The following is a 26632-nucleotide window of genomic DNA, read 5'->3' as shown; positions in this document are numbered from 1 at the left end:
GCCGTCAGCGCCATGATGGTGCTGCGGTTCAGGCCCATCCTCTCGGCCAACGCTGCACGGGAGACCGCGCCGTCCAGATGGACGTACCGCAACAGGATCCCAAGGTTGGGCGATGGATCCTGCAGAACCACGCGAACCTCCGACATCGGCTCGGATGCGCCAACAGCCGAGCCCGGAAACAGGACCGGCAGGCGCCGCAGTCCAAGGCCACAGCGTACCGAGAACCCCGCCCCGCGTTCACGCTCGGCCGATGCGCCCATCTCGGTGTCGCCTCCACCGACACCGCATGCCGTAACCCATCCGAAGACCGAGTTCGGTGCCGAAGCTTGGTCGACCAAGCGTGCATTCGGCCGAACCGGGGAGTCTGCAGGCCGGCCGGTGGTCTGATCAACAGCACAGTCTCGATCAGTCGCGGCAGCCTGACGCTGCTGAGCCCGGCGCCGTCCAGCCGTACGGTGCCCAGATTCGTCCGCCGGAGGTCGAGATCGCCGACTGCGTCGCTCCAGTACAGGAAGCGGATGCCGAGGCGAGCGGCGATGGCATCCACGATGCCGCGATCCGGTCCGGACCAACCTGCCGGACGCCGACAAGCTCCGGCGAACGTGGAACGCCCTGCTCGACGCCGGACCCGGATTCGACCAGTCGAATGCCGTGGAGACCGTCGAAGACGTCCTGTACGTCATCGACGTCGAACCCGGCCTGATCCGCTTCGAGGACGGGTCCGGCACCTGCATCGTCGACGTCCGCGTTCCGCAGGAGATCAGCGACCTTACGAGAGTGGGTTGGGAGATGTACGTGGAGGCCGCCCTGATCGAGGATGCATGGCAGGTGTCGATGATCGGCACCGTCTACACGTAGCATCGCACGACCGCCCCGCGCCGAGCGGGCGAGGAACACGGTCATCGAGTGCTGCGGGCGCGCGGCAAGGCCGTTCTCATCCCGCTGCCACCGGCCGTGGCCGGTGCCCTTGGCGCCTTCACTGCGGCTGCTGCTCGGCGTTGCCGGTGAGCGTGATGCGGCGACGCCGAGCGGCTCCGGGCCGGGCGGACGCCTCCCGCACCTCGAACCGCTCCTGAGCGTCAAGGACCGCATCGGCGTACCGGGTGGCCCAGGCACCCATTGCCCGCATCGGCTCCAGCAGCGCGCCGCCCGCTTCCGTGAGCGCGTAGTCCACACGGGGTGGCGCTTCCGGGTACGGCCGGCGCTGCACCAGACCGTTGTACTCCAGTCGGCGCAACGCGTCGTTGAGGACCTTGGGCCTGATCCCGCCGATCCGGGTGAGGAGTGCCGCTGGACGCATCGGACCGTAGGCGGCGATGGTGAAGACCACGACGCTGTCCCAGCGGTTGGCGAGCACCTCGAACGCCACGCGGGCCCGGCAGTCGGAGGTGAAGTCGTCGAGCCGGTCAGCGGGATCACCCATGCGCCCATCCTGCCCGATGTATTGCACACCGTACGGTGTGCGTCGGCGTGCCTATCGTCCTGCACGGCTGCCTGAACCGGGCGGCCGCGGAGCGGGAACGGAGCAGACGGATGAAGATCGGCATACTCGGCACGGGCGGCATGGCGGCGGCGCTTGGTGGCGCATGGACTGTGGCCGGACACGACGTGGTGATCGGCGGCCGCAGTCAGGGGCGGGCGGAGCAGACCGCCGGACGCATCGGTGCCGCCGGGCATGGCAGCCTCGTGGACGCGGCGGGCCACGGCGATGCCGTCCTCGTCGCGGTTCCGGCGGCAGCGGCGCCGCAGTTGGTGGGCAGCCTTGCCGGGAGCCTCGCCGGTCGGACGGTCATCGACTGCACCAACTCCCTCGTGCCGACCGGCGACGGGCTGATGCTCGACACCGGTGGCACGACGTCGGTGGCGCGGCGGCTCGCGGGCGCCGCGCCCGACGCGCACGTGGTCAAGGCGTTCAACCTCTGCCACGTCAGCATCTGGACCCTGCGTCCGCCGGCCTTCGAGGGCGTACCACTGACCGTGCCCTACTGCGCGGACCACGCCGAGGCGGCCGCGGCGACGGAGACCCTGATCAGCTCGATCGGCTGTACGCCGGCGCCCTGCGGCGGGCTGGCACGAGCGGCCTACCTGGAGGCGTCAGCGGCGCTTGCGATCGGGCTGTGGTGGGCAGGCCATCAGCCGCGCACCGCGTTCCCCCTCCCAGCGGAGGCGCCGCGCTGAAGCGACGCTGGAGCGCGCCTGCCGGGCGGAGCGCCGCCGCCGAAGTTCTGCGCCGCCTCCAAGCTGGTGATGCGCTGAAGCAGCTTGCGCCCGGCACGGCGATCGGTGGTCGCGTGGCAGCATGGCGTCCATGGTGACGAGCACGCCGATGTTCTGGGTTGGTGGCACACCGGGGTCCGGCAAGTCGACGACGGTCCGCCGGCTCGCCTGCGAGCTCGACCTCGCGCTGCACCCGGTGGATGCGTACACCTATGACCACCTGGAACGCCTCGGCGCCCTCGGGCCGCCGCTCGATGACGTGCTCGCCCTGGGCCCGGTGGCCGCTGCGGACGAGTTCGACCGGACGTCCGCGCTCAGACTGCCCACCGTGATCGACGATGTCCGAGCCGCGCAGGTCGCGGGAGTGCCGACGCTCGTCGAGGGGCCGCAACTGCACCCCCGGGCGGTGGCGACGTGGGCACCCATCGGCGCGATCTGGCTGATCACCACCGCCGAGCGTACGCGCACGGCGAGACGGCAACGGCTTGTGGCAGGGGACGACGCTGCCCGCGTTCGGGTCGAGGCCCTGGTCGAGCGGGACCAGGTGATCGGCGCACGGCTTCGATCCGCGGCCTCGGATGCCGGTGGTGCCGTCGTCGAGGTTCCGACCGACGTTGACTGGGACAGTGTGCTGGCAGCGGTGCGTGCAGCCGTGACCACGGCCACGGCGCCGTTCGCTAGGCTTCGGCAAGGCCGGCAACTGTCGTCACGACGACGCCATGAGAATGACGTCGTCCATCGTCAGATCGTGGCGCACGAGCGGCACATCGGCGTGGCCCTCCCGGCGTTTCCCTACGCGTGTCTCTGCGGGCGCAGCGGTTGCACCGACACCACCCCGGCCACGTCGGTCGAGTATCAGACGCGGGCCTAGCCACCTGCTGCGCTCTGGTGATCGACAAGGTGCGGGCCCGAGGCCCGCTCACTCGTCGTCGGGCAGGTATGAGGTGCGGGCGGCTGCCTGGACGGCCGGGTCTGGGTCGGCGAGCCCGTGCTCGACGAGCGCCTCGTCCTCGTCGCGCCAGCGGTCGACGAGCCAGGAGTCGCCGCCGGCGGCGCGGAAGCGGCCGAGGCCGAGGTGCCCGGCGGCGCGCACGCGCGGGTCGTCGGCCGCCGCCCATTGCCGGACGGCGGCGTAGCTCTCGTCGGTCTGGGACGACAGCAGCTGCTCGATGACCTCGTCGAGCAGGTCGCGGGCTTCCTCGTCGGGCTCGGCCGTTGCGGTCTCCAGCAGGGTCGGCAGCGCGCCCAGCGACAGGCAGCCCACCACGACATCGATGTCGTACTCGGCGCGCAGTGCCGTCACCACCGCCTTCGCCAGCTCCGGTTGAAACGTGGGTGCTTCGACGGTCAACCCGTCGGACGCCGTCAACCGCTCCATGACGTCGTCGTCGAACTCCCATTCCTCCACGCCGTGCGTCCTTTCCATCCGTGTGCGTCCGACCGGCGGTGGCGCACTACGCGGAGTTTGACGGGGCGCCGCAAGTCGGGCAGTGGGTCGGCAGCGGCCGGCCGCCTGTCGAGCGCCGGCCTTGAGCGGCGAGGGCCAGGGTCAGCAGTACTGGTCCCACCACGGCGACCAGCATCGCGGCGGCGGCCATGGATGACCACACCGGGACTTGGGGCCGGCCGGGGCCGGAGTCGAGCATCGCACCGAGTGGGTTCAGGGTGAGCATGCCGATCGGGGTGAGCAGGAACAGCAGCGCCCAGGCGCCGCGGAGGTCGTGCCGGGCGGCAAAGCCGAGCGCGAGCAGTGTCGCACCGATGAGCAGCGTCACCCCGACGGCCGGCAACGCTTCCACGGCGGGCAGGTAGTAGTCGCCGTAGAAGTCCAGGCGGGCCTCGGTGACCACGGTGACCGGCACGGTCGATGCCGCGGCGGCGAGCGGCGCCAGCCGGACCCACCAGCGGCGCCCTGCGTCGGCGCCGAGCGCGACGATGCCGAGGACGAGCTGAGGCACCAGCACGATCAGCGGCGGGCGGAACAGTCCGGTCAGCATCCCGGCCGGCACGACAGCCGCGGTGACCAGCACGGCGATGACCGCCGCGCGGCGGTACCACCGGCCGGGAGCGACAAGGTGCACGACGGCGGCCAGCAGCCAGACCGCCCACGCCGCCATCCCGAGGGACATGAAAGGCCCCGTGTACCGAGACCAGAACTTCATGGGTGCCATCACCTCGAGCACCGCCCACGCACTCGCGAACGCGGCCGCTGTCGTCAGCGCGAGCAGGCCGGCGAGCCGGAAGCCGGCAGTGACGCCGGGTGCGGTCCGGAGGTGCCGGCGCAGCCCGCCGGCCGCGAGATCGGCGATGTCGGCCGGCGACGGCCTCCTGCGGCCGGGCTCGGCCAGGGACAGGTAGGTGTCCACCAGCTCAGAGCCGCGCTCCCGCCGGTAGTCGGCCGGATAGAACAGCGCCGTCCAGCGCGCATAGCGCCGTTCGAGATCGGTCACCGCGGGGCGGTCCGGGCGGCTTTCCGGCCGGCTCACGCGAGTCCTCCGCTCAGGCGGGGCGCGGCCTTGATGGCGCGCAGCCGGGTGGTCGCCGCCTCGACGTTGCGGCGCATGCGTTCGGTCTCCGCGACCAGCAGGTCGCCGCCCGGCTCCGTGAGCCGGTAGTAGCGGCGTAGGCGGCCGTCGACGATCTCCTCGTGGTCGACGCTCACCAGGCCCGCGTCGACCAGCCGGTCCAGCGCGCCGTACAGCGTGCCGGGACGCAGCGAGATGCGGCCGTCGGACAGCCGGGCCACCTCGGCGATCAGGCCGTAGCCGTGCATCGGCTCGCCGGCGAGGGCGGTGAGGATCAGGAATGTCGGTTCACGCAGTGGGGTTTCCACGCGGCTCAATATATCGGCTGCGAAGGTATGACGGAAGATCGCCACCGCCGAGGTTGACAGCACCATAGCTAGCGGTTCTCTATTGGCGGTCTACCTGAGGGGGTGTGGCCGGGTGCAGGACGTGGTGCTGGCCATGCTGGCGAAGGAGCCGGCGCACGGGTACGAGCTGCGCGGCCGGATGCGGGACGCGCTCGGTCCGCTGGGCGAGACGATGAACGCCGGGCAGATCTACGTGACGCTGGCCAGGCTGACGAAGGCCGGACCGGTGACCTCGGAGCGGGCCGAAGGGCTGCCGGACCGGCCCGACCGCCGGGTCCACGCGCTGACCCCGGCAGGGCAGCAGCGGGTCAGCACCTGGCTGACCGAGGTGAGCTGGCCGAAGCCCGATCTCACGGAGTTCCATCTCAAGCTGGTGGCCGCCGCGGCCGCCCGGCTGGCCGATCCCGTGGCCCTGGTCGACGCCCAGCGGCGCGAGGTGCTGCGCCGGCTCCGCGACGCGCAGCGGGCCGCGCTGGACCGGTCGATGGACCCGGTCGCCGGGCTGCTGCTGGAGGGTGTCGTGCTGCGGCTGCGGGCCGACCTGGAGTGGCTGGAGGCGTGCGAGCGCATCTGGACCGCGCGTGACCGGACCGGACGGAAGGCGGGGGCGTGACCGGATCGACGGTGCTGCGGGCGCGCGGGCTGACCAGGCGGTACGGCGAGGACGACGGGCTGGTCCGCGCGGTCGACGAGGTCGACCTGGACGTGCCCGCCGGGCAGGCGCTGGCGATCATGGGGCCCAGCGGCTGCGGCAAGTCCACCCTGCTGCACCTGCTCGGCGGGCTGCAACGCCCCACCGGCGGGCAGGTGTGGCTGGCCGGCCGCCGGATCGACACGATGAGCGAACGGGCCCTGGCCCGGCTGCGGCGCGACAGCGTCGGGTTCGTCTTCCAGTCGTTCCACCTCATGGACGAGCTCACCGCCGTGGAGAACGTCGAGCCGGCCGCGCTGCTGGCCGGCCGGCGGCCCCGCGAGGCGTGCCGGCGCGCCCTGCACCTGCTCGACCGGGTCGGGCTCGCCGACCGCGCCGGCCACCTGCCCTGCGGTGTCAGCCTCGGGATTCGCGGACGAGCTGCCACTGCCACCAGGCGAGGTCGGGCTCGAGGTCCGCGTAGCCGCGGCTGCGTTCGAGCTGCTGCGCGTTGGCGTGGGTCATCATCATGCAGGCGCCTTCGTTGGTGACGCGTTCCACCTCTTCGCGTTGCAGGTGCCGGCCGGCCTCCGCCTCGGCGGCGTGGAGGAGGGTCACCAGCGCGGGGATGAACACGGGCCGAAGCTCGCGCCGCGGATCCGCCTCGCCTCCCTCGGGGCCCAGACGCCAGATGCCGAAGGGGTTGTTGCAGGGGTGACCCGTCGGGTACCCGTCGTCGGGCCAGCGCTCGAGGCGGCGGCGAGGGGTGTCCAGGTCGGGCCTGAACGTGTCGCCGCTGACCAGCACGGGGTCCTCGGCCAGTTGGTACACGTTGAGCTCGCCGAGAAGCCGGTTGGCCTCGGACGGTGCGGCCTCGACCGCCGCGTCCGGCAACCCGAACGCGTGCATGCCGCAGGTTCGCGACACACCGCCGTCCTGCAGCACCACGACGGCGCACCGGTAGAGCAGCCACGGGTCGCCGCCCTCGAGACTCTCCAGCCAGTGCGGGACGGACCAGCCCAGCTTCGACTGCTCGAGCCGCACGCCCAGCGCTCCGGCGTCGCCCAGCGCGGTGATCAGCGTCGCGACCTCGTCCACCGCCGCACCGAGGTACACCGGCAGATCCAGGACCAGAGCGCTGCCGGCCGCGGCGATGGCGGACTGCTCCTGCGCCGACACCGTGCCGTAGCCGAACGCCTGGCCGAACGAGCCGTCGTTCTCCACCCAGTCCACCGGCGCGCGGAAGCCGAGGCGCTGCGATGTGAGCGACTCGCCGTCCAGGGTCAGCCCGGACCGTCCGAGCGAGTCCTGCCATTGCGCCATCGTCGCCGCGACCCCGGGGACGAACAGCCGCACACCGTACACATGATCTTCAGACATGCCGCGGAGAGTAGTACCCCCGTGCGAGCCCCGGCGCGCGACGCCGGCGGGACGTCGGCGATGCTGTGGGCGTGGAGTACGTGTCCAGAGTGCCGCGACCGCCGCTGGACGGGCTGATCGACGACCTGTACTACCTGGAGGGTGCGCCGCCGTACGCCCGGCTGACGCTGCCGCCGATGCCGGCGGCGTTGCTCATCGTCAACCTCGGGGCGCCGTTCCGCATCCGCGCCGGCACCGACATTGAGACGGCCGAGTACGCCGACGGCTGTGTGGTCACCACGCCCACCCGCGCGTTGGAGTTCGGCTACCCGCTCCCGTCCCGGTCCGTCGGCGCGCATGTCAAGCCGTGGGGGCTGGCGCCGTTCCTGCCGATGCCCGCGGCCGAGCTGTGCGACCGGCCGGTGACGGTGGAGCAGGTCTGGGGCCGGCCCGCCGTTGCTGAGCTGCGAGACCGGCTGGCCACGGCGGACGGACCGCACGAGATGCTGACGCTGCTCGAGGAGGAGCTGATGCGACGGCTGTGCGAGACCGCCGGCCTGGGGCTGGTCCGCCACACGAGCAGCGTCATCGCGGCGACCGGCGGGGCGGTGGCGATCGGCGGCCTGAGCGTGGCAGCCGGTGTCAGCAGCACTCATCTGGCACAGCGGTTCAAGGAACTCATCGGCGTCACGCCGAAGCGGCTGGCCCGCACCTACCGCTTCGCCGCCACCGTGTTCGCGATCAACCCCGCCGGACCGATCGACTGGGGCGAACTCGCCGGTGGCGCAGGCTACTTCGACCAGGCCCACTTCGGCCACGAGTTCCGGGCGTTCACCGGGCTCACGCCGACCCGGTACGTCGAAGTCCGGCGGCGGTTCCTGCGCGAACATCCCGGCCACGTGTTCGACGGCTGGCCGCTGCCGGCCGATTGAATTCTTACAAGAGCGACAGCTCACGGCACGCTAATTTGGGGGCATCCCAAAGCAGAGGAGAGCCGCGTGGGCAAGGTGGTCATGTACAGCTCGGTGTCGGTGGACGGCTTCGTCGCGGACGAGAACGACCAGCCCGGACCGCTGTTCGACTGGTTGACCAGCGGCGACGTCCCGTTGGACGAGAGCGGCGCCCTGAAGGTGTCGCGGACGTCCTACGACTACACCCGGCCGTACTGGGACCAGATCGGGGTGACAGTCGTCGGCCGCCACGTCTTCGACCTGACGGACGGCTGGGACGGGAAGCCTCCGGGCGGGATCGACCACGTGGTCGTCGTGACGCACCGGCCGGCGCCCGAGGGCTGGGACCCCGAGGCGCCGTTTCACTTCGTCGACGGCGTCGAGGCGGCCGTGGCCAAGGCGCAGGAGCTCGCGGGTGACCGCGTGGTCGAGGTCGCCGCCGGCGACGTCGGTGGCCAGGTGCTCGCCGCGGGCCTGATCGACGAGGTGCGCATGGACGTCGTCCCCGTCGTGTTCGGGTCCGGCAAGCGCTACTTCGGGTCGGTCCACGCGCAGCACCTGTTGGAGGAACCTGACGTGGTGATTCAGGGCAACCGGGTGCTTCACCTGCGCTTTCAGGTACACCGTTGATAGATCTGAGCGGGTAAGCGAAGAGGTCACTGTTGCCGGTTTCCGTCGTTGCTTGCGGATCCGTGGTCGATTCGGCTGGACACACCGACAGCGGTGGGCCTGTGCTGGGAACGTTCCAGCGCGGGAGGAAGCACCTGGAGGCTGCTCGGGGACGCGGCGTTCAGCTCGTCGCCGATGTCCGGGCAGGGCACCGGGCTGGCCCTGGTCGGCGCCTATGTGCTGGCCGGAGAGCTGGCCGCCGCCGGGTGGGACCCCGCCCGCCCAGCGGACAGCGTCGGCCGCTCCCGCGAGTCCAGGACCGGCACGCCCCGCTGGAGCACCAGGTCCGGCCGGTCCACGACGAGCCAGACGCGCCCGACCTGATGCCCGGCCTGATGCCCGGCCCGCGCGGCGAGGGCGTGCCACGGCAGCACGCGTCGGTGCAGGGGACCGCGCGACCGGATCCCGGCAGGGGTCAGCTCGACCGCGTAACCGCGCCAGGCAACGGGCATCATCAACGCCACGGCAACCACGCCCAGCAGCACCGGCGCGCTCATCACGAAGGCGAGCGCGGCGTCGACCACGACGGTCGGCGGCGCCTGGATCACAGCACGCCACTCGTTGACGGCCGGACCGGCCAGCAGGCCAAGGCACACGGTCAGCATGCCGACGACCGGGCCGAGCGGCATCGCCGGCCGCACCGCGAAGCCGCCGCGCGTGAGAACCAGCCACGCCGACGGGTCGTCACGTCGCGAAGCCCGCGCGGCGCGGGCGAGCAATACGAGGGCAGCGGTGACCACCACCCCGTAGAGCGCCAGGACAAGCGGGACGGCCCAGTCCCGGCGTACACCCGTCCAAACCTGCAGCACGACAATGACCACGAAGGCGATCGCACCTGCGATCATCGGCGCGCGGGATGGGCGAGACCCGGGACGCGTGGCGTTCATGGCGACGTTGTACCACCCAGCGCGGCCCTTGCGAAGACCATGATCAACCGTCCCCGCCTGGAGCCCGTCGGGTGCGGGTCGGGGAACTTTACAGGTCCGTGCGAGGCTACCTACCATGGCTGGACCGTGAGCGGAGGGACCACGCATGCCGTCACCGGTCCCGTCTCGACCGCCGACCCTCGATGAGGTCGCCGAGCGCGCCCGGGTGTCCCGCACCGTCGCCTCCCGGGTGATCAACAACGGGCCCAACGTGAGCCGCGCCAAGCGGGACGCCGTCGAGAAGGCGATCCGGGAGCTCGGGTTCACCCCCAACCGCAGCGCGCGGGCGCTGGCCACCCGCCAGACGGGCGTGGTCGTGCTGGCGGTGTCCGGCGAGGGGCCCGAGGTGTTCGGCGACCCGTTCTTCGCGCAGGTCATCGTCGGCGCGTCCGCCGCGCTGGAGAAGACCGACCTGCACCTCATGCTCAGCCTGGCCACGAACGATCACGGCCAGCGGCGGCTGCGGAACTTCCTGCAGACCCGGGGGGCCGACGGCGTGATGCTGATCGCGACGCGCGGCGCCGACCCCATGATCGACATCGCCGCGAAGTCGGGCCTGCCGACGGTGTTCATCGGCCTGCCGGTGCACGGGACGCCGCCGTACTACGTCGACGTCGACAACGCCGGCGGGTCGCGGACCGCGACCGAGCATCTCCTGCGCGCCGGGCGCCGCCGGATCGCGATGATCACCGGTCCGGAGGACACCGCCGTGGGCCGGGAGCGCCTTCGCGGCTATGCGGAGGCGTTGCTGCTGGCCGGCCTCGAGCCGTTCGCGACCGCTCCCGGTGACTTCCTGGAGGCGAGCGGCGCCGAGGCGATGCGCGCGCTGTTGCACGCGCATCCGGACCTCGACGCCGTGGTCGCCGCCAACGACAACATGGCGGCCGGGGCCTTGCGGGTGTTGCGCGACGCCGGCCGCGCGGTGCCCGGCGACGTCGCCGTGGTGGGCTTCGACGACATGCCCATCGCGCTGCACACCGACCCGACGCTCACCACCATGCACCAGCCGGTGCAGTCGCTGGGCCGCGAGGCCGCCCGGATGCTGGTCGAACTGCTGGACGGGGCCCAGCCGGCGTCGCTGATCCTGCCCGCGAAGCTCGTCGTGCGCGAGTCGGCCTGATCCCGGCTCAGTACCGGGTGTACTTCACCCAGTCGTAGGTGGCGGTCAGGGTCCTGCCCGGGTACCTGAACGGCTGCAGCCAGCCGTCGACGCCGACACCGGGCCACAGGTTCATCATGATGCGCTGGGGGCGGGTGGGCAGCGCCCCGCGCGAACCGTTCTCCTGGTGGACGAGCCTGCCGTCGACGAACCAGTTGATGGTGCCGCCGTTCCACCACTCGAAGGCGTAGTCGTGGTAGCCGGCCGAGGCGTCGAAGCCGAGGTTGATGACGGTCTCGTGCCCGCCGACGCCGCCGGTGAAGTAGTTGGTCTGCATCTGGTTGGTGTTCTTGCCGAGGATCTCCACGTCGATCTCGTCCCACGGCTGCCCGTCGCTGGGCCCGGTGTAGGTGAAGAACGAGGTCACCGTGCCGGGGTTCTTGACGGCCTTCAGCCGCGCCTCGAAGCGCCCGTACGTGAACAGGTCGTTGCTGCGGTATTCGCCGGAGGCGTAGGGCTTGCCGGAGCAGCCGCCCGGGCAGGACGCGGTGTCCAGGTTGATGCCCATGACGCCGCCGCTGAACCAGACGTGGTCGGCGCGCCAGCCGGCGTTGAACATGCCGCCGTTGCTGTAGCCGTCGGCCTTGTGCCAGCGACCGGTGTCGAACGAGTTCAGGTTGTCCACGAAGCTGGGTCCGATGGCGGCCTCCGCGTGGGGCACGCTCAGCACGGCCGTGAGGCCGAGGGTGGCGAGGACCAACGCGGTCAATCGAGTCCGCAACATGTGAGGTCTCCAGTCCTACGAAGCCGTGCGGAGCCGCTGCTCACGCACGACGAACGGGGATTTGGCGGGATCCCGGACGCGGTGCCGGCAGGTTGGGGGAGACCGGAAGCGCTTCCAGTCGATCTGACCCGGCTGCGTCGATGACAGCGTGTGACCCTGCGGCGCTGTTGTCAAGGATCGAGCCCTGCCTCTTTACGTCGCGACCGCCCGCCGCTAGCTTGAAACTGGAAGCGCTACCAATTGTCGGCGTCTATCAACGGCCCGGCGAGAGAGCGCTCTCAACATCGACTGGGAGGCAACATGCGGATGCGAACACTGCTGTGCGCGGCGGCCGCCGCCGTCGCGTTGGTGGTGTCCGGCGCCGGCACCGCCGCGGCCGGAGCCGGCCGGGACACGGCGCCGACGCGGTACCTGGGCATGTTCCGGGAGGAGGACCCCACCACGATCGCCGCCGACGTCAGAAGCCTGTACGGCGTCACGCCCGCCAGCGTGATGTGGTTCGACAGCTGGGCGAGTGGCCGCCCCTTCCCGGTGGCGGAGGCCAGGACGCTCTGGCGCCACGGCATCATGCCGCACTACACCTGGGAACCCTGGGACACCGCCCTCGGCTCGAACGACCCCGCGCAGATCCACCTGCAGGACATCATCGACGGTTCGTGGGACGGCTACATCACGGCGCGCGCCAAGGAGTTCGCCGCCGTGCGCATGCCGATCCTGGTCCGCTGGGGCCACGAGTTCAACGGCAACTGGTATCCGTGGGGCATCGCCAACAACAACGCCGACCCGGCCCAGTACGTGCGGGCGTACCGCCACGTGCACGACCTCGTCGTGGCCGCCGGCGCGCGCAACGTGCAGTGGGTGTGGGCCTACAACAACGGCTCGTCACCGGATGCGCCCTACAACGACCCGGCGGCCGCCTACCCCGGCGACGCGTACGTCGACTGGGTCGGCATCGACGGCTACAACTGGGGATTCGGCCCGTCGTGGGACCCGGCCGGCGATCACTGGACCACGTTCGACCAGACGTTCGCCGCCGCGTACGCCAAGGCCCGCGCCGTCGCGCCGAACCGGCCGGTGACGATCGCCGAGTTCGCGTCGACCGAGGACGGCGGCGACAAGGCGCAGTGGCTGAGGAACATGAACGCGACGCTGCGCACGGGCGCGTACCCCGACCTCAAACTGCTCACCTACTTCGACCTGACCAAGGAGGAGGCGTGGTCGCCGGGCTCGTCGCCGGCCGCACTCGCCGCCTTCACGTCCTGGGTCGGGCAGCGGTACATGAAGGGGCGGGGAGCGGAGCTGGCCCGCATCGCCGCGCACCACAGAAGGTGAGCTGCTGTGGCGGCGGGTGCTGCACCCGCCGCCACACCGGCCGACGGGGTGGCGGAAGGGGGCTGACAAACCGCCGAACGCGAGTAAGAATCGCGTTCACCATGACTGCCAACTCGCCCTCATGACCCTCCGACGGATCTGGGCCGCGCCGCAGGCCCGCGCCGCCGCGACCGTTGTCGCCCTGCTCGTCGCCGTCGTCGCGGTCGGCGCCGCGACGGATCCCTCGGGTCTGCTCGCACCGGTCGGCGGTCGAGGGCTGCCCCTCGCCGGCACCGGCGGCACCTACCGCTGGGCACCGCTCGTGGTCGGGCTTCCGGTCCTGCTGGCCGGCGCGGCGGTCCCGGTCCTGCTCGCCGGCGGGCGGTTGGCGGTCCGGTGGGTGTTCGTCGCCGCCTGGGTCGCGACCGTCGGCGCGGGCGCCTGGGCGAGCGCCGCGAGTGGCTTCGTGTCGGCGATTCCTGTGCTGGGACGGCATCTTTCCGTCGGTTCGGCGCTGCGGTACGCGGTGAGCACGAGCGGCTTCGCGGCACTGAAGTACGTCGTCGTCGGCGCGCTGGTGGCGGCCTGCGCCGCGCTCGCCTATCGCGCCGGCCCGGCGGCCCGTTCCCGCGACGAGCCCGAGCCCTCGGCGGCGCAGCCGGTCGTCGCGCCCGTGCTCGTGGTGTTCGCCGTGGCCGCGCTCGCCGCGGTGGGACCGGCGGCGCAGTGGTGGCTCGGCGGCCCGGTCGGGTTCGCGTTCGCGGGATTTCTCATCGCTCCGACCGCCGCCAACGGCGTGCTCGGCTTCCTCCTCGGCATGGCCGTGTTCCTAGCCGTCGTCGCGGCGGTCGTGCGGGCCCTGGGGCGCTGGTTGTCCGGCGTCGGGGTGACCGTGTGGCTGGCCTCGGTGGTCGGCGGTCTCGGCCTCGGGGTCGTCGGCGCGGCGACCGCGCCGCTGTCGGACCACCTCTCCGGCGCCGGGCCGGACAGCTGGTGGATCAGCACCGCGCTGATCAGCGTCGCGACGGGCCTCAGCTACGGCGCGGCCGTCGGCCTGGCCGCGGCGATCGTCGTTGCCGGGATCAGCTCGCGGTGGCCGTCCGCGCTGCTGCTGCGTCCCGGCACGCGACCGCGGCTGGTGGTCCTCGTGGCGGTCGGGGTGCTGCTCCTCGCGCTCGCGCCGGTCATCGGGGCGCCGGTCCAGCCCGGACCTCCGTCCGTCGCCGCGGTCGCGGGGACCGGCGGCATGCAGCGGCTCCTGGTCCACCCGGCGCCCCGGCACGACGGGTTGTCGACGATCGGCGACGTCACCGGCCGGCAGGTGATCCTGCGGGGCGTCAACGTGAACCAGTTGATCGACTACTACCTGCGCGATCCGGCGGTGCCGGCGACGCGGCCGCTGACCGATGACGACTTCGCGCAGATGGCGGCGATGGGCTTCAACGTGATCCGTCTCGGCATGTCGTGGTCGCGGCTGGAGCCCGAGCGGGGCAGGTTCGACCAGTCGTACCTCCGCGAGATCCAGGCGGCGGTCGCCGGCGCCAAGGCACAAGGGATCTACACCGTGCTGGACATGCACCAGGACGCGTGGGGCAACGCCCTCGCGCGGCCGTCCGAACGGTGCGGTGGCGGCACCACCCCGACCACCGGCTGGGACGGCGCGCCGGCCTGGGCGACGATCACCGACGGCACGGCACACTGCCAGTTCCTGGCCCGGGACCTCGCGCCCGCGGTGGCGACGGCGTACGGAAACCTGTACGCCGACCGCGACGGCATCCAGACCGAGCTCGTCCGCGCCTGGGCGTTCGTCGCCCGCGCCTTCGCCGGCGAACCGGCCGTCGCCGGGTACGACCTGCTCAACGAGCCGGGCATCGGGCCCAACCCGCCGACCAGCTCGGGGCTGCTGCTGGGCCGGTTCTACGACGCCGCCATCACCGCGATCCGCGCGGCCGAGGACGCCGCCGGCGGCTTTCCCCACCTCGTCTTCTTCCAGCCGAGCGTGCTGTGGTCCGGCCTCGGCTTCGACGTGACCCCGCCGCCCGGGTTCACCGCGGACCGGCAACTGGTGTTCGCCCCGCACCCGTACAGCGAGTCCATCAGCATGGATCAGAGCCTGGGCCTGACGATCGCGTCGATCGAGCGGAACCTCACCGTGTCGGCCCGCGCGGCCTCCGCCTACGGCGCCGCGCTGTGGCCCGGCGAATGGGGCTGGTTCGGCGACCCCGCGGTGGACGGTGCCAAGGTACGGCGGTTCGCCGCGGCCCAGGACCGGCTCGGTATCGGCGGCGCGTTCTGGGTCTGGCGGCAGGGCTGCGGCTCACCGGAGACCGGCGCCGACGCGACCAAGTCCGGCAACCTGGTCGCGGTCGACTGCCGTACAGGCGAATCGATCCCACCGCCGGCGCCCTTCGCCGAACCGCTGTCGCGCGCCTACCCCCGGGCCTTCCCGGGCCGGCTGGCGTCACTGACGGCAGGCCCGCGCGGCACCGACCTGCGGATCACCGCGACCGCCCCGCCCGACCCGGCGAACTGCCAGGTCGACGTCTGGTTCCCCGGCGAGGCCGAGCCGACCGTCCGCACCACGAACGTCCGCGACGTGTCGGCCGAGCGGGTGCCCGGCGGCTGGCGCATCACCGGCTGCGCGAGCGGCGCCTACTCCATCGCGGCCGCCTGACGAAGGGCCAGGGCGGCTCCAGCCCGCCGCGGTCCGCCGGCTCAGGAGACATGCATGGGGAAGGAATCGGTCGGGATGGTGGCCGACAGCCGGGTGCCGCCGTCGGCGGGGCTGGTGATGGTGAGGTGCCCGCCGAGTGCCTCGACCCGGTCCTGGAGGCCGGTGAGGCCGGTGCCGCGGTGCGGGTCGGCGCCGCCGATGCCGTCGTCGTCGATCGACAGGTGCAGCATGTCGTTGCGGGTCGCCTGCACGTGCACGACCGTGGCGTGGGCGTGTTTGACCGCGTTGGTCAGCGCTTCGGAGACGATGTAGTACGCGGCCGTCTCGACCACCGGAGGCATGCGCTGGTCGGTGTGGACGTCGAGGTCGACCGGCACCGGGGACCTGCGGGCGAGCGCCCTGAGCGCGGTCGGCAGACCGTCCGAGGCGAGCAACGTCGGATGGATGCCCCGCGAGATCTCGCGCAGGTTGTCCATGGCACTGACCAGACCGCGCCGGGCCTGCGACAGTTCCGCCCTGGCCTCCGTCAGCTCCGGCGGCAGGATGGCCTCCGCGGCACCGAGCTGCATCGCGACGGCGAGGAAGTGCTGCATCGCGCCGTCGTGCAGGTTGCGTTCGATGCGCTGGCGGGCCTGGTCCGCGGCGGCGACGAGCCGGGCCCGGGACGCGGCAAGCTCGGCCTTGCCGTCGGCGTTGGCGATGGCGGTGGCGGCGAGGTCGGTGAACTCCGCGACGCGTGCCTCGGTGCCGGGCGGCAGCGGCTCGGACCGGACCCACGCCACGCCCGCCGCGCCCCACAGCCGCCCGTCGACCACGATCGGCACCCCGACCACGGAGTGGATACCCATGTCACGGGCGTGCGCGGCGACGGGGCCGGCCGCGCCGTTGAAGGTGTCCACCCTGGCGGCGCATCCCGTGTCCCGCACCTTGACCAGGACGTTCTCGCCGTCGATCGGCCAGCGCGCGTCGGTCGTGAGCTCGTCGGTGAGGTTGGTCGCGACGACGCTGGCCGTGCCGTCGGACTCGTAGCGGCACAGCCACGTGCTGTATTCGCTCATCAGTCCGTGCAGCTCGGTGGTGATCGCGTCGAAGACTTCGGCCGGGGGACTGCCGCCGGCCACGAGCTTGGCCACCCGCCCCAATGCGGCCTGTTCGGCGGCGAGCCGGGACAGCTGCTCCCGGCTCGCTTCGAGGGAGCTCAGCACGGCGGCACGTTCCGAGCCGGCGAGCAACAGCGGCGTCAACGACGGCACGATGCTGTCCCGCAGCCGTTGCATCGTCTGCTTGGGCGTCTCGACGGGCACCACCAGGGTCGCGCGCTGGGCGGCGTCGATGTACAGGGGAAACGCCGCATGCCGGTCATCACCTGGGACGGTCGCGAGGTGGATCGCGGCGTCCGACAGCTGGAGGGATCGCGCGATGCGCTGTGCGACGGCGGGCAGCACCGCGGGGAGGTCGTCGGCGTACAGCAGCAGCCTGGCCAGCTCGGCGGTGAGTTCGGACTCCTCGGCCTGGACGGCGCGCAGCCGGGACAGGTCCGCCACCGCACTCGTGGCGACCGCGACGATGAGCAGGAACGCCAGGTCGACGACTTGCCGTACGTCGGAGGCGGCGAAACTCTCGAAGGGCTGGACGTGGAAGTAGACGAACGCCATGGTGCTCGCCACCGCGGTGACCAGCCCGAGCCACATGCCCCAGACCATCGAGGTGACCAGCACGCCGACGATGTAGATCATGCCGGGGAAGTACGGCTCCATGGCCAGCCGGAGCGGATAGACCAGCAGGGTCTCGACCGCGATCAGCGCGGCGGCGACCGCGATCCCCAACCCGCGGGGCGGGGGTGTCGGTCGCACCAGCCGGGTCAGCGCACCGATCTGCACTGACATCAGTCTAGTCCGACCACGGCGCATCGGATGCTCGCCGTCGCGGCGCCGGGGTCCGCCGGAGTGATCTTCAACTGCCGGTCGGGGCACCTGCACTTGCATCTGAACCGGTACGGTGCACGCGTGACAACGCCGCCCTCTCCCACCGGGCCGAACCCGGACTTCCCTGCGTGGGGGGCACCTGACGCCCCCGCACCGGGCATGCCGACCTCCGGCATCCCCACGTCCGGCATGCCTACCTCCGCGACACCCGCCTCCGGTATGCCGGCATTTGGCGCGCCCGCCCCCGGTATGCCCGCATATGGTCCACCCACTTCCGGTATGCCCGCGTACGGTGCGCCGGCCTCTGGGATGCCCACTTACGGTCCACCCACTTCCGGTATGCCCGCGTACGGTCCACCCACTTCCGGTATGCCCGCATATGGACCGCCGACCTCCGGCATGCCCGCGTACGGGATGCCCGACGCGTCCGGGATGCCGCCCACCGGCGCTCCCGGCTGGAACGCGCCGCCCACCGGTCCCGTCACCGGCGGCCCGGGCGCAGGGTGGCCCAGCGGTGACCGGGGCGCGCCCACGGGGTCCACGGGATCGAGGAACAAGCTGATCATCGGCGTCGTCGCCGCCGTGCTTCTGCTCGTGTGCGGTGTTGGCGTGGCCGCGGCCTTCGTCGGCGGTGACCCCGAGCAGAAACGGACCTCCTCAGGTGCCGCCGGCGGCGCAAAGGCGAGCCCGACGCCGAGCAAGGCACCGGAGCCGTTGACCGCCACCGCCTACCAGACGCTCCTGACCGACGCCGACGCGGTGATGGGTCCGGCGTGGCAGAAGGTCGCCGCGGCGAAGAACCAGGCGGCGACGGTCGAGGCCGCGCAGGCCCTGGCCGATGCGGTCAAGACGAGCGCGCCCCGGTTCACGTCCGTCACCCCGCCGAACGAGGCGGCCGCCGGCCACGAGCAGCTCAAGCGGGCGTTCGACTCGTTGGGCAGCGACTTCGTGGCGCTGACCGGAGACGCGAAGAACGGCGAGATCTGCGCCGGTTCCGCGGCGGTCGCCCAGGTGACCGGCTTGCCGGCGGCGACCTACCTTCGGGACGCGGTCAAGGCCTTCGGTTCCGCCTTCACGTTCGGCGCGTGGCTGCCGGCGCCGGTCGCCCAGCAGACCCGCACGCTGGCGAACGGCACCATGGTGAAGAAGGGAACCCTCAACGGTTCCGGCGAATTCACGATCAACAACAGCGGCAGCACGACCGACGTCGTCGTGAGCCTCGTCCCGAACGGCGGCAAGGTCGCGGCCTGGACGGTCTACGTCTCGGCCGGCAAGACGTACAAGGTCAAGAAGGTCAAGGACGGCAACTACCAGGTGTACATGGCCACCGGCGTCGACTGGGACGCGGGCGTCGCCGGGTTCACCCGCTCCTGCGAGTTCGAGAAGTTCGAGGACCTCTTCGAGTTCAAGACCACGAGCAGGCAGTACACCACCTGGGAAATCACCCTCAAGGCCAGCGTCGGCGGCAACGCCGACACCGACTCGGTCGACCCCGGCGACTTCCCGCAGTGATCAGGGTCCGCGGCGTCCGCTCACTGCCGAGCTGAGCGGGCGCCGTGGGACGCGCTCGCGGAGCGCCGGGCCGGCGGTGAACAGCTATGACCTTTCGTCGATAGGGATCTTGACCAGGAGCGCCGTGCCGTGCCTGGCCGGGCTCACGACTTCCATGTGGCCGCCGAGGGCCTCGACGCGGTCCTGCAGGCCGATCAGTCCGGACCCCTTGCCGAGGCTGGCTCCGCCGACGCCGTCATCCTGCACCGAAAGCCGGAACACCGCGTTCTCCGCCTCGGCGTTGACGTGCACCATGTTCGCCTTGGCGTGCTTGACGGCGTTGGCGAGCGCCTCGGACACGATGTAGTACACGGCCACCTCGGTGTGGTCGGGCAGCCGCCGGTCGATGTTCAGGTTCAGGTCCACCGGAATCGCGGTCCGGCGGGCGAGCGACTTGATCGAGGCGCCGAGCCCACCCGTGCACATGATCGCCGGATGGATGCCCCGCGAGACCTCCTGCAGGCTCTCGAACACGCCGTTCAGGCCCTGTGCGGTATGTGACAGCTGCGTCTTGTACCTGTTCAGCTCCGGTGGCATCGACGCCTCGGTCATGCTGAGCTCGAGCCCGAGCGAGACGACCCGCTGCAGTGCACCGTCGTGCAGCGCCCGTTCGAACTGTCGCCGGGTGTTGTCGGCGGCGGCGACGATGCGGGCACGGGATGCGGCGAGCTGCGCGTGATGCTCGGCGTTGGCGATCGTGCTCGCGATGAGGTTGCTGAAGTCGGCCAGGCGCCGGTCGGCCGCCAGCGGAATCGCCTCGGCCGTGAACGACACGACAGCGAGCATGCCCCAGATACGCCCGTTGACCATGACAGGCACGCCGACCGCCGCGCGGATGCCGAGGCCGCGTTCGGCCGTCGCGGCCGGACCGGGGGCACCGTCGTAGCAGTCGATCCGGGCCGGACGCCGCGTGCGCAGCACCGTCCCGACGATGCCGTCCTCTTCGAGCGGGATCGACATCGGGCCGCCCAGCTCGCTCAGACCCGCAAGGCAGGTGGCGGTGCGGTTCGGCTCGTAGCGCATCAGCGCCGTGCGGACGTCACCGAGGGCCCGGCAGAGTTCTTCCGTCATCGCGTCGAACACGTCGGTGAGCGCCGACCCCCGTGCGACCAGCATGGCCACCCGCCGCCACGCGACCTGCTCGTCCACGAGCAGGGCGATCTTCCGGCTCGCGTTCAGCGAGTCGACGATCGCGTCGTGGTCACGCGCCGCGTACAGCAGCCATTCCAGCATCGGCACCACGCGTTGCCGCAGGCGCTCCAGCGTCCGCTCGGGGAGGTCGGCCGGAACCAGCAGGGTGCCCAGGCGGGTGGCACCGTCACACAGCGGGAGCGCAATCTGCTGCCCGTCCCCGGGAATCACGTCGAGCTCGATCACCGCGGACCGTAGCTCAAGCGCCTGCGCGAGCCGCTGCGACGCCGAGCCGAGCGCCGAACGCAGATCGGCCGCGCACAGCATGCACTTGGCCAGCCCGGTGGCGAGGGTGGCTTCCTGGCGGCGTTCGGCCGCCTCGGCGGCGCGAGCGCGGGCGAGATCCGCCAGGTGACCGACCGCGAGCCCGGCCAGGATGAACACCGCAACGGTCAGTAGGTCCCGACGCGCGGTGAAGTCCAGCGTCCAGTACGGCTGGACGTGGACGTAGTTGAAGGCGATGGCGCTGGCGACGGCGGTCAGGACGCTGAGCCACGGCTTCCACACCATCGAGACGACCAGGACGCCGCAGAGGTAGACCACGCCGGTGGCGGCCGTCGGAGAGGCGTCCCGGAGGGGGAACATCACGAGGGTCTCCGCCGCGACGCACGCGAATGCGACGACCAGCCCGAGCCAGGTGGGCGGCAGCTTCGTTCTCAGCAGCAACGGCACCAGGTATTCCGACACCGGCGTGTGTTCTTTCGACTCGCCGTCATGGTTGTCCTGAGCCCACCAGATCGGCCGTCTCCGGGGCCATGAGACGGGACAATGCCGCGCCGGCGGCTGCGGCCAGTGCCTCGAGCCGGACCAGTTCCTCGTCGGCGACCCGGTGTGGCTGGATCCAGTAGGCGCCGATCGCCCCCAGCGGATCCTCGACACGCATCGGGACGATGGCGAGGCTCTTCACGAATGTCGGCCGGTACGCCTCCTGCGGCACCCGTTCGTCGAACTGGATGTCCGGCACGATGGCCGGTTGACGGTTGAGCATCGACCACCCGCTGATGCACTGCCGCACGGGAAATCGTTGCCCTTTCCACAGCGGGCTCACCGCGTCCTCGTCGGCGTAGAAGCAGCACCCGTCTTCCAGAAGCACCACGGTGGAGCCGTGCGCGTTCGCCAGGCGCCTCGCGGCGCCCCGGATGATCTGTTGTGCCTGCTCGACGTCCTGCACCAGGGCCAGATCGGCCACCGCGATGTTCAGTAGCTCGGCCGCATCCATGATCGATGGTCCTTCCGGTCATGACGCTGCACGCCCTGGAGGTGGTTCGGTTGACACCCTCGGTTCCAGTATTCGACGCTCCGGCCGCGCCGGCAAACGCCGGGCGGGTGGTTCGGTGGCGGCAGCGCCGGGCGTGGCGGTGCGGGATGCCTCGCCCGGCGCTGCCGCGGTGGGTGGGTCAGGTGCGGAACGGGCCGGTGACGCAGTACGTGATGCCGCCCGACGAGGCGCCGGTCGTGCCGCGCTGGGAGGAGAAGTAGAGACGGTTGCCGGCCGGGGTGAACGCCGGTCCGGTGATCTCCGACGAGCTCTGCCCGGTGATGCGCAGGAAGACGGAGATCTTGTCGTCCGGTGTGATGAGGCAGATCTCCATGTTGCCGCCGTCCTCGGCGACGTACAGGTCCCCGGCCGTGGACCCGGTGACGTTGTCGACGCCGGTGAGCGGGGCGGTGCCGGGGCTGACCAGGTTGTCGTCGTAGGCCAGCTCGTACGTGCCGCTGGCGAGGTTGACCTGCCACACGCGGTTGTCACCCTTGGTGGTGAACCAGACGGTGTCGTCCGCGTAGTGGCAGCCCTCGCCGCCGTTGAACGACTTCGCGCCGGAGACCTGGCTGCGGGTGGCGGTGGGGGAGCCGTCCGGGTCGGGAACGTTCGCCCAGGTGAACGAGCCGGACGTGGCGCTGCCGGCCACCAGCACCTGCAACGTGCCAGACGACAGGTCGCCCCACGTGGTCGGCACGAAGCGGTAGAACTTGCCGTTGGTCTCGTCCTCGGTCAGGTAGATGACGCGGCGGACCGGGTCGGCCGCGGCGGCCTCGTGCTTGAACCGGCCCATCGCCGGACGGGCCACGGCGGTGCCGCCGAGCGGGTAGGTCTCCCAGACCCGGCCGAGGCCGATCTCCTCGCACGACAGCCACGTGTTCCACGGCGTCTTCCCGCCGGCGCAGTTGTTGTTGGTACCGGAGAGAATCCGCGACGCCCCGACCACGGCCCCACTGGCGTCGAAGACCAGCCGCGACGCACCGCCGCCCGAGCCCGAGCTGGTCTCGGCGTTGGACACGTAGATCCACCCGGTGCCGTTGGGGATGACGGCGCCGCCGTCGGGCGCGTCGTGCCACACGTACGAGGTGCCGGGCACCGTCTGCCGGGACCGGGCGACGACCGAGCTCGTGAACCCGGCGGGCAGCTGGATCCCGTTGGTGTCGGCGGCCTGCAATGCCCCGTACGGCCCGGTGGCGTTCTGCGCGGGCGCGGCGTACGCCGCCGACCACGCGGTGAAGGGCAGCGCCAGCCCGCCGGCCCCAGCGACGGTGGCGCGCAGCAACGTACGACGATCCATGAGCCCTCCCAGGTTGCGGAACCAAGGAGACCGACCCTTCCGGACCACCCCAAGTCATCGATGAACGTAAGTCTATGGCCGTCTGAACATCACACGGCCACGAGCCCGCCGTCCCGGCGGCGAGGCGGGTGTCCTCCGTTTGAGTAGACGGCCGTGTGAAGGGTGTCCCAGCGGACTCCTACTCGTTGTAGGTGACGTGGGTGGGCAGGCGGGGGCCGCCCGGGAAGGCGGCACGCATGACCGACGGCTACACGAAGGTGTTCCAGAACGCCGACGCGGTCGACAAGTACGAGCACGCCACGTATGCGCCGGGCACGTACGCGTCGCATGTCGGCAGCCGACAACGGGCGTACCTGCGGGCGCTGGTGCGGCGGACGTTCCGGACCTGGCGGCCGACGCAGCACGACTTCGCCTGCGGGACCGGGCGGGCGATCCGTGCCCTGCACGGCCTGGTCCACGAGGCGCACGGCTACGACACCTCCGCCGACATGATGGCCAAGGCCGCCGAGCTCGGCGTCAATGCCGCGTTTCACCAGGTGGCGGCCGACGGGCCCGTACCCGTGCCGGTGCCGACACACGGTCCGGCGATCGTGACCATGTTCCGGTTGATGCTCAACGTCGACGACGACGTCCGGCACCGGGCGCTGTCGTTCGCCGCCGAGGCGCTGCCGAACGCCGAGGCGGGGCTGCTCGTCGTCGAGAACCACGGCAACGCCCGGTCGGTGCGTCACCTGCGGGCCCGCCGGCAGGCGGACAACCCCTGGTTCGCCGAGCTGTCCCACCGGCACATGTACGGGCTGCTGCGGTCGCACGGGTTCGAGGTCGTGCAGCGGCGCGGGTTCGCGATGCTGAGCAAAGGCTGGTACGAGCGGCCCGGGCTCAACCGTGCGGCGCGCGCCTTCGACGCCGTCGCGGGGAAGGTGCCCGGCGTGGACGAGTTCGCCGTCAACGTCGTCTACGTCGCGCGCCGCGGGTAACCACGTCCGCGGGCGTCTTCAGCGCCGCTTCAGGTCGCCACCGCTAGGTTCAGGAGTATGACCAGGTGGTGGGGGCGGTTCGGGGTGCGGATGCGGTCCGCGCTCGCCGCGGCGGCCGTCGTCGCCGTCGCGGCGCTCGCCAGCGGGGCGACGCTCGTGGTCGCCGCCCGGTTCATCCTCACCGAGAACATCGACCAGGCGATCGGCCAGCGCGCCACCCAGGTCGCCGCGTCGCTCGGCACCGGCGACGGGGCCGGGCTCGCCGCCACGCTGCGCCCGACCGCGCGGGACCGCACCGTCGTCCAGGTGATCGACGGGGGTGGGCGGGTCGTCGCGGCGTCGGCCGCCGTCGCCGGGGCCGGGGCGATCTCCCCGCTGCGACCCCAGCCGGGGCAGACGCTGCGCGAGCAGCGCGGGCTCGAGCTCGCCCGCGACGATCACTTCCGGATCGTGGCGCTGGGGGTCAGCACCCCCGACGGGCCGCGGGCGGTCCTGGTCGCGCAGTCGCTGGACGAGGTCAACGACGGGACCGAGGCGGTCATCGGCGCGCTCGCCGTGGGGATGCCGTTGCTCACCCTCGTCGTCGGCGCGGCCACGTTCCTGTTCGTCGGCCGTACGCTGCGCCCGGTCGATGCGATGCGCCGCCAGGCCGACACGATCACCGCCCGCAACCTGCACACCCGGCTGCCGGTGCCGGCCACCGCCGACGAGATCGCCGCGCTCGCCACGACGATGAACACGATGCTGGACCGGATCGAGTCGGCCTCCGACGCCCAGCGCCGGTTCGTCGCCGACGCCAGCCACGAGCTGCGCAGCCCGCTGTCGACCATCCACGCCGGCCTCGACCTGCTGGCCGCCGCCGACCTGCCGCCGGCCGCCGGCGCCCACGTCACCCGGATGCAGCACGAGAGCGCCCGGATGGGCCGGCTCATCGCCGACCTGCTGCTGCTCGCCCGCATCGACGAGTCCGGTCCGCAGCTGCGCAGGGAGGACGTCGACCTCGACGACATCGTCTACACCGAACGCGACCGGCTCAGCTCCGGCCACCCTGGCCTGCGGGTGGAGGCGCGGGTCAGCCCCGTCCGCGTCGACGGCGACCCGCACCACCTGCAGCGGGTCCTGCGCAACCTGCTCGACAACGCCGCCCGGCACGCCCGCGGCCGCGTCGAGATCGGCCTGAGCGCGGCCGGCGGCACTGCCGAGCTGACCGTCGCCGACGACGGGCCCGGCATCCCGGCGGCCGAGCGGGAGCGGGTCTTCGGCCGGTTCGTGCGGCTCGACGACGACCGCTCCCGCCAGGCCGGCGGCACGGGCCTGGGGCTGCCGATCGCCCGCGACGTCGTCGCCGCGCACGGCGGCACGCTCACCGTCCACGAAGGGCCCCACGGCGGCGCGCTGCTGCGGATCCGGCTGCCCATGGCGCCCGGCTGACCGGACACCACCCCGCGCGGCCCGGCCGTCATGCGACCGCGGCCCCAACGGGCAGGCGCGGGCGACGGCGACGAGGTCGGCGGCCGCGGTGCTGCCCGCCCGGTTGATCGGCCACCACCCGCGCGGTTTTTGCAGCCAGGCGTGGGCGATCGCAACGAGGTCGGCGGCTCCGGCGCTGCCCGCCCGGTTGATCGGCCACCACGCGCGGTTTCACAGCCAGGCGCGGGCGACGGCGACGAAGTCGGCTGCCGCGGCGCCGCCCGCCGCCACGCAGACGGCCACGACCGCCGCGCTCGCGGCCATGGCGGCCCGGAAGCGGCCCGCGGCGCGGAAACGGCCGGCGGCCGGTCGGGTGAGCGCGTGGACGCGGCGCACGACGTCGGACCCGCCGGCCGCGAGGCCACCGGCGAGACGCCGACCGCCGCCGGCCAGGGCGACCTTCGCGATGGCCCGGGCCACGACGTGACGGTCCCCGACCGCGGCCGCGGCCGTCTCGTCCGCGCTGCGCTCCACCAGCAGCGCGACGATCCGGGAGACCGGCCGCAGCAGCGGGTTGGCGGCCGCGGCGGCGGTGGCGAACGCGACCGTCCGGTGATGGCGGTGGCGCAGGTGCGCGTGCTCGTGGGCGAGGACCGCGGCGCGTTCGGTGCGGTCCAGCAGCCGCAGCAGGCCCGCCGTCACGAGCACGTGCCCGGCCCGGCCGGCGCCCGCCGGCACCGCCACGGCGTGCGGCTCGGGAAGGTCGGCGACGAGCAGCCCGTCGTGCGGCACCCCGGCGGCGAGCAGGTCCCGGGTGACGGCCCGCGCCTGCCGCAGGTGCGCCACGCAGCGCCGGCCGACCCAGACCAGGGCGGTCGCCGCGGCCAGCGCCACCACGCCCGGGACCGGCTCGGGCAGCGGGTAGGCGGCCGCGTGCTCCCGGGCCTCCAGCGCGGGCAGGTCATCGAGCAGCGTCAGCGCCAGCAGCGCCAGGCTGCCGGTGCTGACCGTGGCCGCCAGGGCGGCAGCGGCGGCGAGGGCCCGAGCCGTCCGCTCCGGCGCGGCCGCGGCGGCCAGCGCACGCGCGGCGACCGCGAGCAGGGCCGGCAGCAGCAGCGGCAGGTAGACGGCGACGGTCACGCCGGCGGCTCCTGCCGCAGCAGCGCGCGCAGCGTCGCCAGGTCGTCCTCGGCGAGGTCGTCGGTGAACCGGCGCAGCACCGCCTGCCGGTCCGTCGGCCCGTCCAGGACCGCCCGCATCTGCTGGGCCGCCGCCGTCGCCGCGTCCCGGGCCGGCCAGTACACGTGACCACGCCCGCGCCCGGCCGGCCGGCGCTCCAGCAGACCCTTGTCGTGCAGCCGCACGAGGATCGTCTGCACGGTGTTGTACGCCAGGCCGGCATCGAGCGCGGCCTGCAGCTGGGCCGGGGACAGCGGCTCGCCGGCGGCCCACAGCGCGGCCATCGCCTGAGCCTCCAGTGAGCCCGGCGCGCGGCGCGCGTTGGAGTCAGCCACGATCACCACCATAT

Annotated in this window: 26 protein-coding genes; 13 read left to right on the top strand and 13 right to left on the bottom strand. The window is 72.2% G+C overall.

What is annotated here, in order from left to right; all coding sequences use genetic code 11:
• The coding region (locus AB0I21_RS44090) for a hypothetical protein (RefSeq protein ID WP_360569864.1) at positions 1 to 260 on the bottom strand (260 nt) is incomplete at its 3' end.
• Positions 261 to 651: 391 nt separating this feature from the next.
• Between AB0I21_RS44090 and AB0I21_RS44085 the strand changes: the two genes are divergently transcribed.
• A complete protein-coding gene (locus tag AB0I21_RS44085) occupies positions 652 to 858 on the top strand; it encodes a hypothetical protein (RefSeq protein ID WP_360569862.1) in 207 nt (68 codons plus the stop codon).
• 118 nt (positions 859 to 976) lie between these two features.
• Here AB0I21_RS44085 and AB0I21_RS44080 read toward each other — a convergent pair whose 3' ends face one another.
• Positions 977 to 1423 carry a helix-turn-helix domain-containing protein gene (locus AB0I21_RS44080; protein ID WP_360569860.1) on the bottom strand — a complete coding sequence of 149 codons (447 nt, stop codon included), beginning with the start codon at positions 1421 to 1423 and terminating at the stop codon, positions 977 to 979.
• A gap of 35 nt (positions 1424 to 1458) precedes the next feature.
• On the opposite strand from AB0I21_RS44080, the gene AB0I21_RS44075 reads away from it, so the two are divergent.
• Positions 1459 to 2178 (top strand): NAD(P)-binding domain-containing protein, encoded by a 720-nt coding sequence (locus AB0I21_RS44075; protein WP_360569858.1) that lies wholly within the window; start codon positions 1459 to 1461, stop codon positions 2176 to 2178.
• A 130-nt stretch (positions 2179 to 2308) separates the two neighbouring features.
• Entirely contained in the window at positions 2309 to 3088 is a 780-nt protein-coding gene (locus AB0I21_RS44070; RefSeq protein ID WP_360569856.1) for a hypothetical protein, read from the top strand.
• Between the two features lie 48 nt (positions 3089 to 3136).
• Here the strand turns inward: AB0I21_RS44070 and AB0I21_RS44065 are convergent, their stop codons facing one another.
• From AB0I21_RS44065 to AB0I21_RS44055, 3 genes are read right to left on the bottom strand one after another with little or no spacing between them, the layout of a single operon-like run.
• Positions 3137 to 3625 carry a HEAT repeat domain-containing protein gene (locus AB0I21_RS44065; RefSeq protein ID WP_360569854.1) on the bottom strand — a complete coding sequence of 163 codons (489 nt, stop codon included), beginning with the start codon at positions 3623 to 3625 and terminating at the stop codon, positions 3137 to 3139.
• A 46-nt stretch (positions 3626 to 3671) separates the two neighbouring features.
• Complete coding sequence (locus tag AB0I21_RS44060; RefSeq protein WP_360569852.1) at positions 3672 to 4667, bottom strand: hypothetical protein; 996 nt, start codon at positions 4665 to 4667, stop codon at positions 3672 to 3674.
• A 32-nt stretch (positions 4668 to 4699) separates the two neighbouring features.
• A complete protein-coding gene (locus AB0I21_RS44055; protein WP_360569850.1) occupies positions 4700 to 5050 on the bottom strand; it encodes a helix-turn-helix transcriptional regulator in 351 nt (116 codons plus the stop codon).
• A gap of 112 nt (positions 5051 to 5162) precedes the next feature.
• Between AB0I21_RS44055 and AB0I21_RS44050 the strand changes: the two genes are divergently transcribed.
• From AB0I21_RS44050 to AB0I21_RS44035, 4 genes are all read left to right on the top strand, one after another.
• Positions 5163 to 5702: a PadR family transcriptional regulator gene (locus tag AB0I21_RS44050; RefSeq protein ID WP_360569848.1), complete on the top strand. Its 540-nt coding sequence runs from the start codon at positions 5163 to 5165 to the stop codon at positions 5700 to 5702.
• Entirely contained in the window at positions 5699 to 6271 is a 573-nt protein-coding gene (locus tag AB0I21_RS44045) for an ATP-binding cassette domain-containing protein (RefSeq protein WP_360569846.1), read from the top strand. Before AB0I21_RS44050 ends, AB0I21_RS44045 begins: the two co-directional genes overlap by 4 nt.
• Positions 6272 to 7171: 900 nt before the next feature.
• Positions 7172 to 8011 (top strand): helix-turn-helix domain-containing protein, encoded by an 840-nt coding sequence (locus AB0I21_RS44040; RefSeq protein ID WP_360569844.1) that lies wholly within the window; start codon positions 7172 to 7174, stop codon positions 8009 to 8011.
• 66 nt (positions 8012 to 8077) lie between these two features.
• The gene (locus AB0I21_RS44035; protein WP_360569842.1) at positions 8078 to 8659 is read left to right on the top strand and encodes a dihydrofolate reductase family protein; all 582 of its coding nucleotides are present in this window, start codon (positions 8078 to 8080) and stop codon (positions 8657 to 8659) included.
• Positions 8660 to 8871: 212 nt separating this feature from the next.
• Here the strand turns inward: AB0I21_RS44035 and AB0I21_RS44030 are convergent, their stop codons facing one another.
• Positions 8872 to 9543, bottom strand: coding sequence for a hypothetical protein (locus AB0I21_RS44030; RefSeq protein WP_360569872.1), 672 nt, complete (start codon positions 9541 to 9543; stop codon positions 8872 to 8874).
• A gap of 187 nt (positions 9544 to 9730) precedes the next feature.
• Here AB0I21_RS44030 and AB0I21_RS44025 point away from each other — a divergent pair, with 187 nt between their 5' ends.
• A complete protein-coding gene (locus AB0I21_RS44025; protein ID WP_360569840.1) occupies positions 9731 to 10744 on the top strand; it encodes a LacI family DNA-binding transcriptional regulator in 1014 nt (337 codons plus the stop codon).
• A gap of 7 nt (positions 10745 to 10751) precedes the next feature.
• Here AB0I21_RS44025 and AB0I21_RS44020 read toward each other — a convergent pair whose 3' ends face one another.
• Positions 10752 to 11507, bottom strand: coding sequence for a glycoside hydrolase family 16 protein (locus AB0I21_RS44020; protein WP_360569838.1), 756 nt, complete (start codon positions 11505 to 11507; stop codon positions 10752 to 10754).
• A gap of 300 nt (positions 11508 to 11807) precedes the next feature.
• On the opposite strand from AB0I21_RS44020, the gene AB0I21_RS44015 reads away from it, so the two are divergent.
• The gene (locus tag AB0I21_RS44015) at positions 11808 to 12839 is read left to right on the top strand and encodes a glycosyl hydrolase (RefSeq protein WP_360569836.1); all 1032 of its coding nucleotides are present in this window, start codon (positions 11808 to 11810) and stop codon (positions 12837 to 12839) included.
• A gap of 121 nt (positions 12840 to 12960) precedes the next feature.
• Positions 12961 to 15492, top strand: a complete 2532-nt coding sequence (locus AB0I21_RS44010) for a cellulase family glycosylhydrolase (protein ID WP_360569834.1) — start codon at positions 12961 to 12963, stop codon at positions 15490 to 15492.
• Between the two features lie 41 nt (positions 15493 to 15533).
• Here AB0I21_RS44010 and AB0I21_RS44005 read toward each other — a convergent pair whose 3' ends face one another.
• On the bottom strand, positions 15534 to 17372 hold the full coding sequence (locus AB0I21_RS44005) for a DUF4118 domain-containing protein (RefSeq protein WP_360569832.1): 1839 nt from the start codon (positions 17370 to 17372) through the stop codon (positions 15534 to 15536).
• A 414-nt stretch (positions 17373 to 17786) separates the two neighbouring features.
• Between AB0I21_RS44005 and AB0I21_RS44000 the strand changes: the two genes are divergently transcribed.
• Positions 17787 to 18929: a hypothetical protein gene (locus AB0I21_RS44000; protein ID WP_360569830.1), complete on the top strand. Its 1143-nt coding sequence runs from the start codon at positions 17787 to 17789 to the stop codon at positions 18927 to 18929.
• Positions 18930 to 19013: 84 nt separating this feature from the next.
• Here the strand turns inward: AB0I21_RS44000 and AB0I21_RS43995 are convergent, their stop codons facing one another.
• From AB0I21_RS43995 to AB0I21_RS43985, 3 genes are all read right to left on the bottom strand, one after another.
• The gene (locus AB0I21_RS43995) at positions 19014 to 20831 is read right to left on the bottom strand and encodes a DUF4118 domain-containing protein (RefSeq protein ID WP_360569868.1); all 1818 of its coding nucleotides are present in this window, start codon (positions 20829 to 20831) and stop codon (positions 19014 to 19016) included.
• A gap of 40 nt (positions 20832 to 20871) precedes the next feature.
• Positions 20872 to 21378 (bottom strand): GAF domain-containing protein, encoded by a 507-nt coding sequence (locus AB0I21_RS43990; RefSeq protein WP_360569828.1) that lies wholly within the window; start codon positions 21376 to 21378, stop codon positions 20872 to 20874.
• 178 nt (positions 21379 to 21556) lie between these two features.
• Complete coding sequence (locus tag AB0I21_RS43985; protein WP_360569826.1) at positions 21557 to 22717, bottom strand: alkaline phosphatase PhoX; 1161 nt, start codon at positions 22715 to 22717, stop codon at positions 21557 to 21559.
• A gap of 236 nt (positions 22718 to 22953) precedes the next feature.
• Here AB0I21_RS43985 and AB0I21_RS43980 point away from each other — a divergent pair, with 236 nt between their 5' ends.
• Positions 22954 to 23694 carry a methyltransferase domain-containing protein gene (locus AB0I21_RS43980; protein ID WP_360569824.1) on the top strand — a complete coding sequence of 247 codons (741 nt, stop codon included), beginning with the start codon at positions 22954 to 22956 and terminating at the stop codon, positions 23692 to 23694.
• 57 nt (positions 23695 to 23751) lie between these two features.
• Positions 23752 to 25125: a HAMP domain-containing sensor histidine kinase gene (locus AB0I21_RS43975; protein WP_360569822.1), complete on the top strand. Its 1374-nt coding sequence runs from the start codon at positions 23752 to 23754 to the stop codon at positions 25123 to 25125.
• Between the two features lie 210 nt (positions 25126 to 25335).
• Here the strand turns inward: AB0I21_RS43975 and AB0I21_RS43970 are convergent, their stop codons facing one another.
• The gene (locus AB0I21_RS43970; RefSeq protein WP_360569820.1) at positions 25336 to 26244 is read right to left on the bottom strand and encodes a M48 family metalloprotease; all 909 of its coding nucleotides are present in this window, start codon (positions 26242 to 26244) and stop codon (positions 25336 to 25338) included.
• Entirely contained in the window at positions 26241 to 26618 is a 378-nt protein-coding gene (locus AB0I21_RS43965; RefSeq protein WP_344500552.1) for a BlaI/MecI/CopY family transcriptional regulator, read from the bottom strand. Before AB0I21_RS43965 ends, AB0I21_RS43970 begins: the two co-directional genes overlap by 4 nt.
• Positions 26619 to 26632 lie beyond the last annotated feature (14 nt).

Origin of the sequence: Dactylosporangium sp. NPDC050588, from assembly GCF_040654975.1 — a bacterium.
Lineage (GTDB): Bacteria > Actinomycetota > Actinomycetes > Mycobacteriales > Micromonosporaceae > Dactylosporangium > Dactylosporangium maewongense.
Note: the sequence above shows the minus strand (reverse complement) of the source record. Positions and strands in the feature narration are given on the sequence as shown.

What these genes read in the sequence shown, in the direction of transcription:
- AB0I21_RS44080 (WP_360569860.1), bottom strand. Translation starts at nt 1,423, where the DNA reads ATGGGTGATCCCGCTGACCGGCTCGACGACTTCACCTCCGACTGCCGG.
- AB0I21_RS44070 (WP_360569856.1), top strand. Translation starts at nt 2,309, where the DNA reads ATGGTGACGAGCACGCCGATGTTCTGGGTTGGTGGCACACCGGGGTCC.
- AB0I21_RS44030 (WP_360569872.1), bottom strand. Translation starts at nt 9,543, where the DNA reads ATGATCGCAGGTGCGATCGCCTTCGTGGTCATTGTCGTGCTGCAGGTT.
- AB0I21_RS44025 (WP_360569840.1), top strand. Translation starts at nt 9,731, where the DNA reads ATGCCGTCACCGGTCCCGTCTCGACCGCCGACCCTCGATGAGGTCGCC.
- AB0I21_RS44020 (WP_360569838.1), bottom strand. Translation starts at nt 11,507, where the DNA reads ATGTTGCGGACTCGATTGACCGCGTTGGTCCTCGCCACCCTCGGCCTC.
- AB0I21_RS44015 (WP_360569836.1), top strand. Translation starts at nt 11,808, where the DNA reads ATGCGGATGCGAACACTGCTGTGCGCGGCGGCCGCCGCCGTCGCGTTG.
- AB0I21_RS44010 (WP_360569834.1), top strand. Translation starts at nt 12,961, where the DNA reads ATGACCCTCCGACGGATCTGGGCCGCGCCGCAGGCCCGCGCCGCCGCG.
- AB0I21_RS44000 (WP_360569830.1), top strand. Translation starts at nt 17,787, where the DNA reads ATGCCCGCATATGGACCGCCGACCTCCGGCATGCCCGCGTACGGGATG.
- AB0I21_RS43990 (WP_360569828.1), bottom strand. Translation starts at nt 21,378, where the DNA reads ATGGATGCGGCCGAGCTACTGAACATCGCGGTGGCCGATCTGGCCCTG.
- AB0I21_RS43985 (WP_360569826.1), bottom strand. Translation starts at nt 22,717, where the DNA reads ATGGATCGTCGTACGTTGCTGCGCGCCACCGTCGCTGGGGCCGGCGGG.
- AB0I21_RS43980 (WP_360569824.1), top strand. Translation starts at nt 22,954, where the DNA reads ATGACCGACGGCTACACGAAGGTGTTCCAGAACGCCGACGCGGTCGAC.
- AB0I21_RS43975 (WP_360569822.1), top strand. Translation starts at nt 23,752, where the DNA reads ATGACCAGGTGGTGGGGGCGGTTCGGGGTGCGGATGCGGTCCGCGCTC.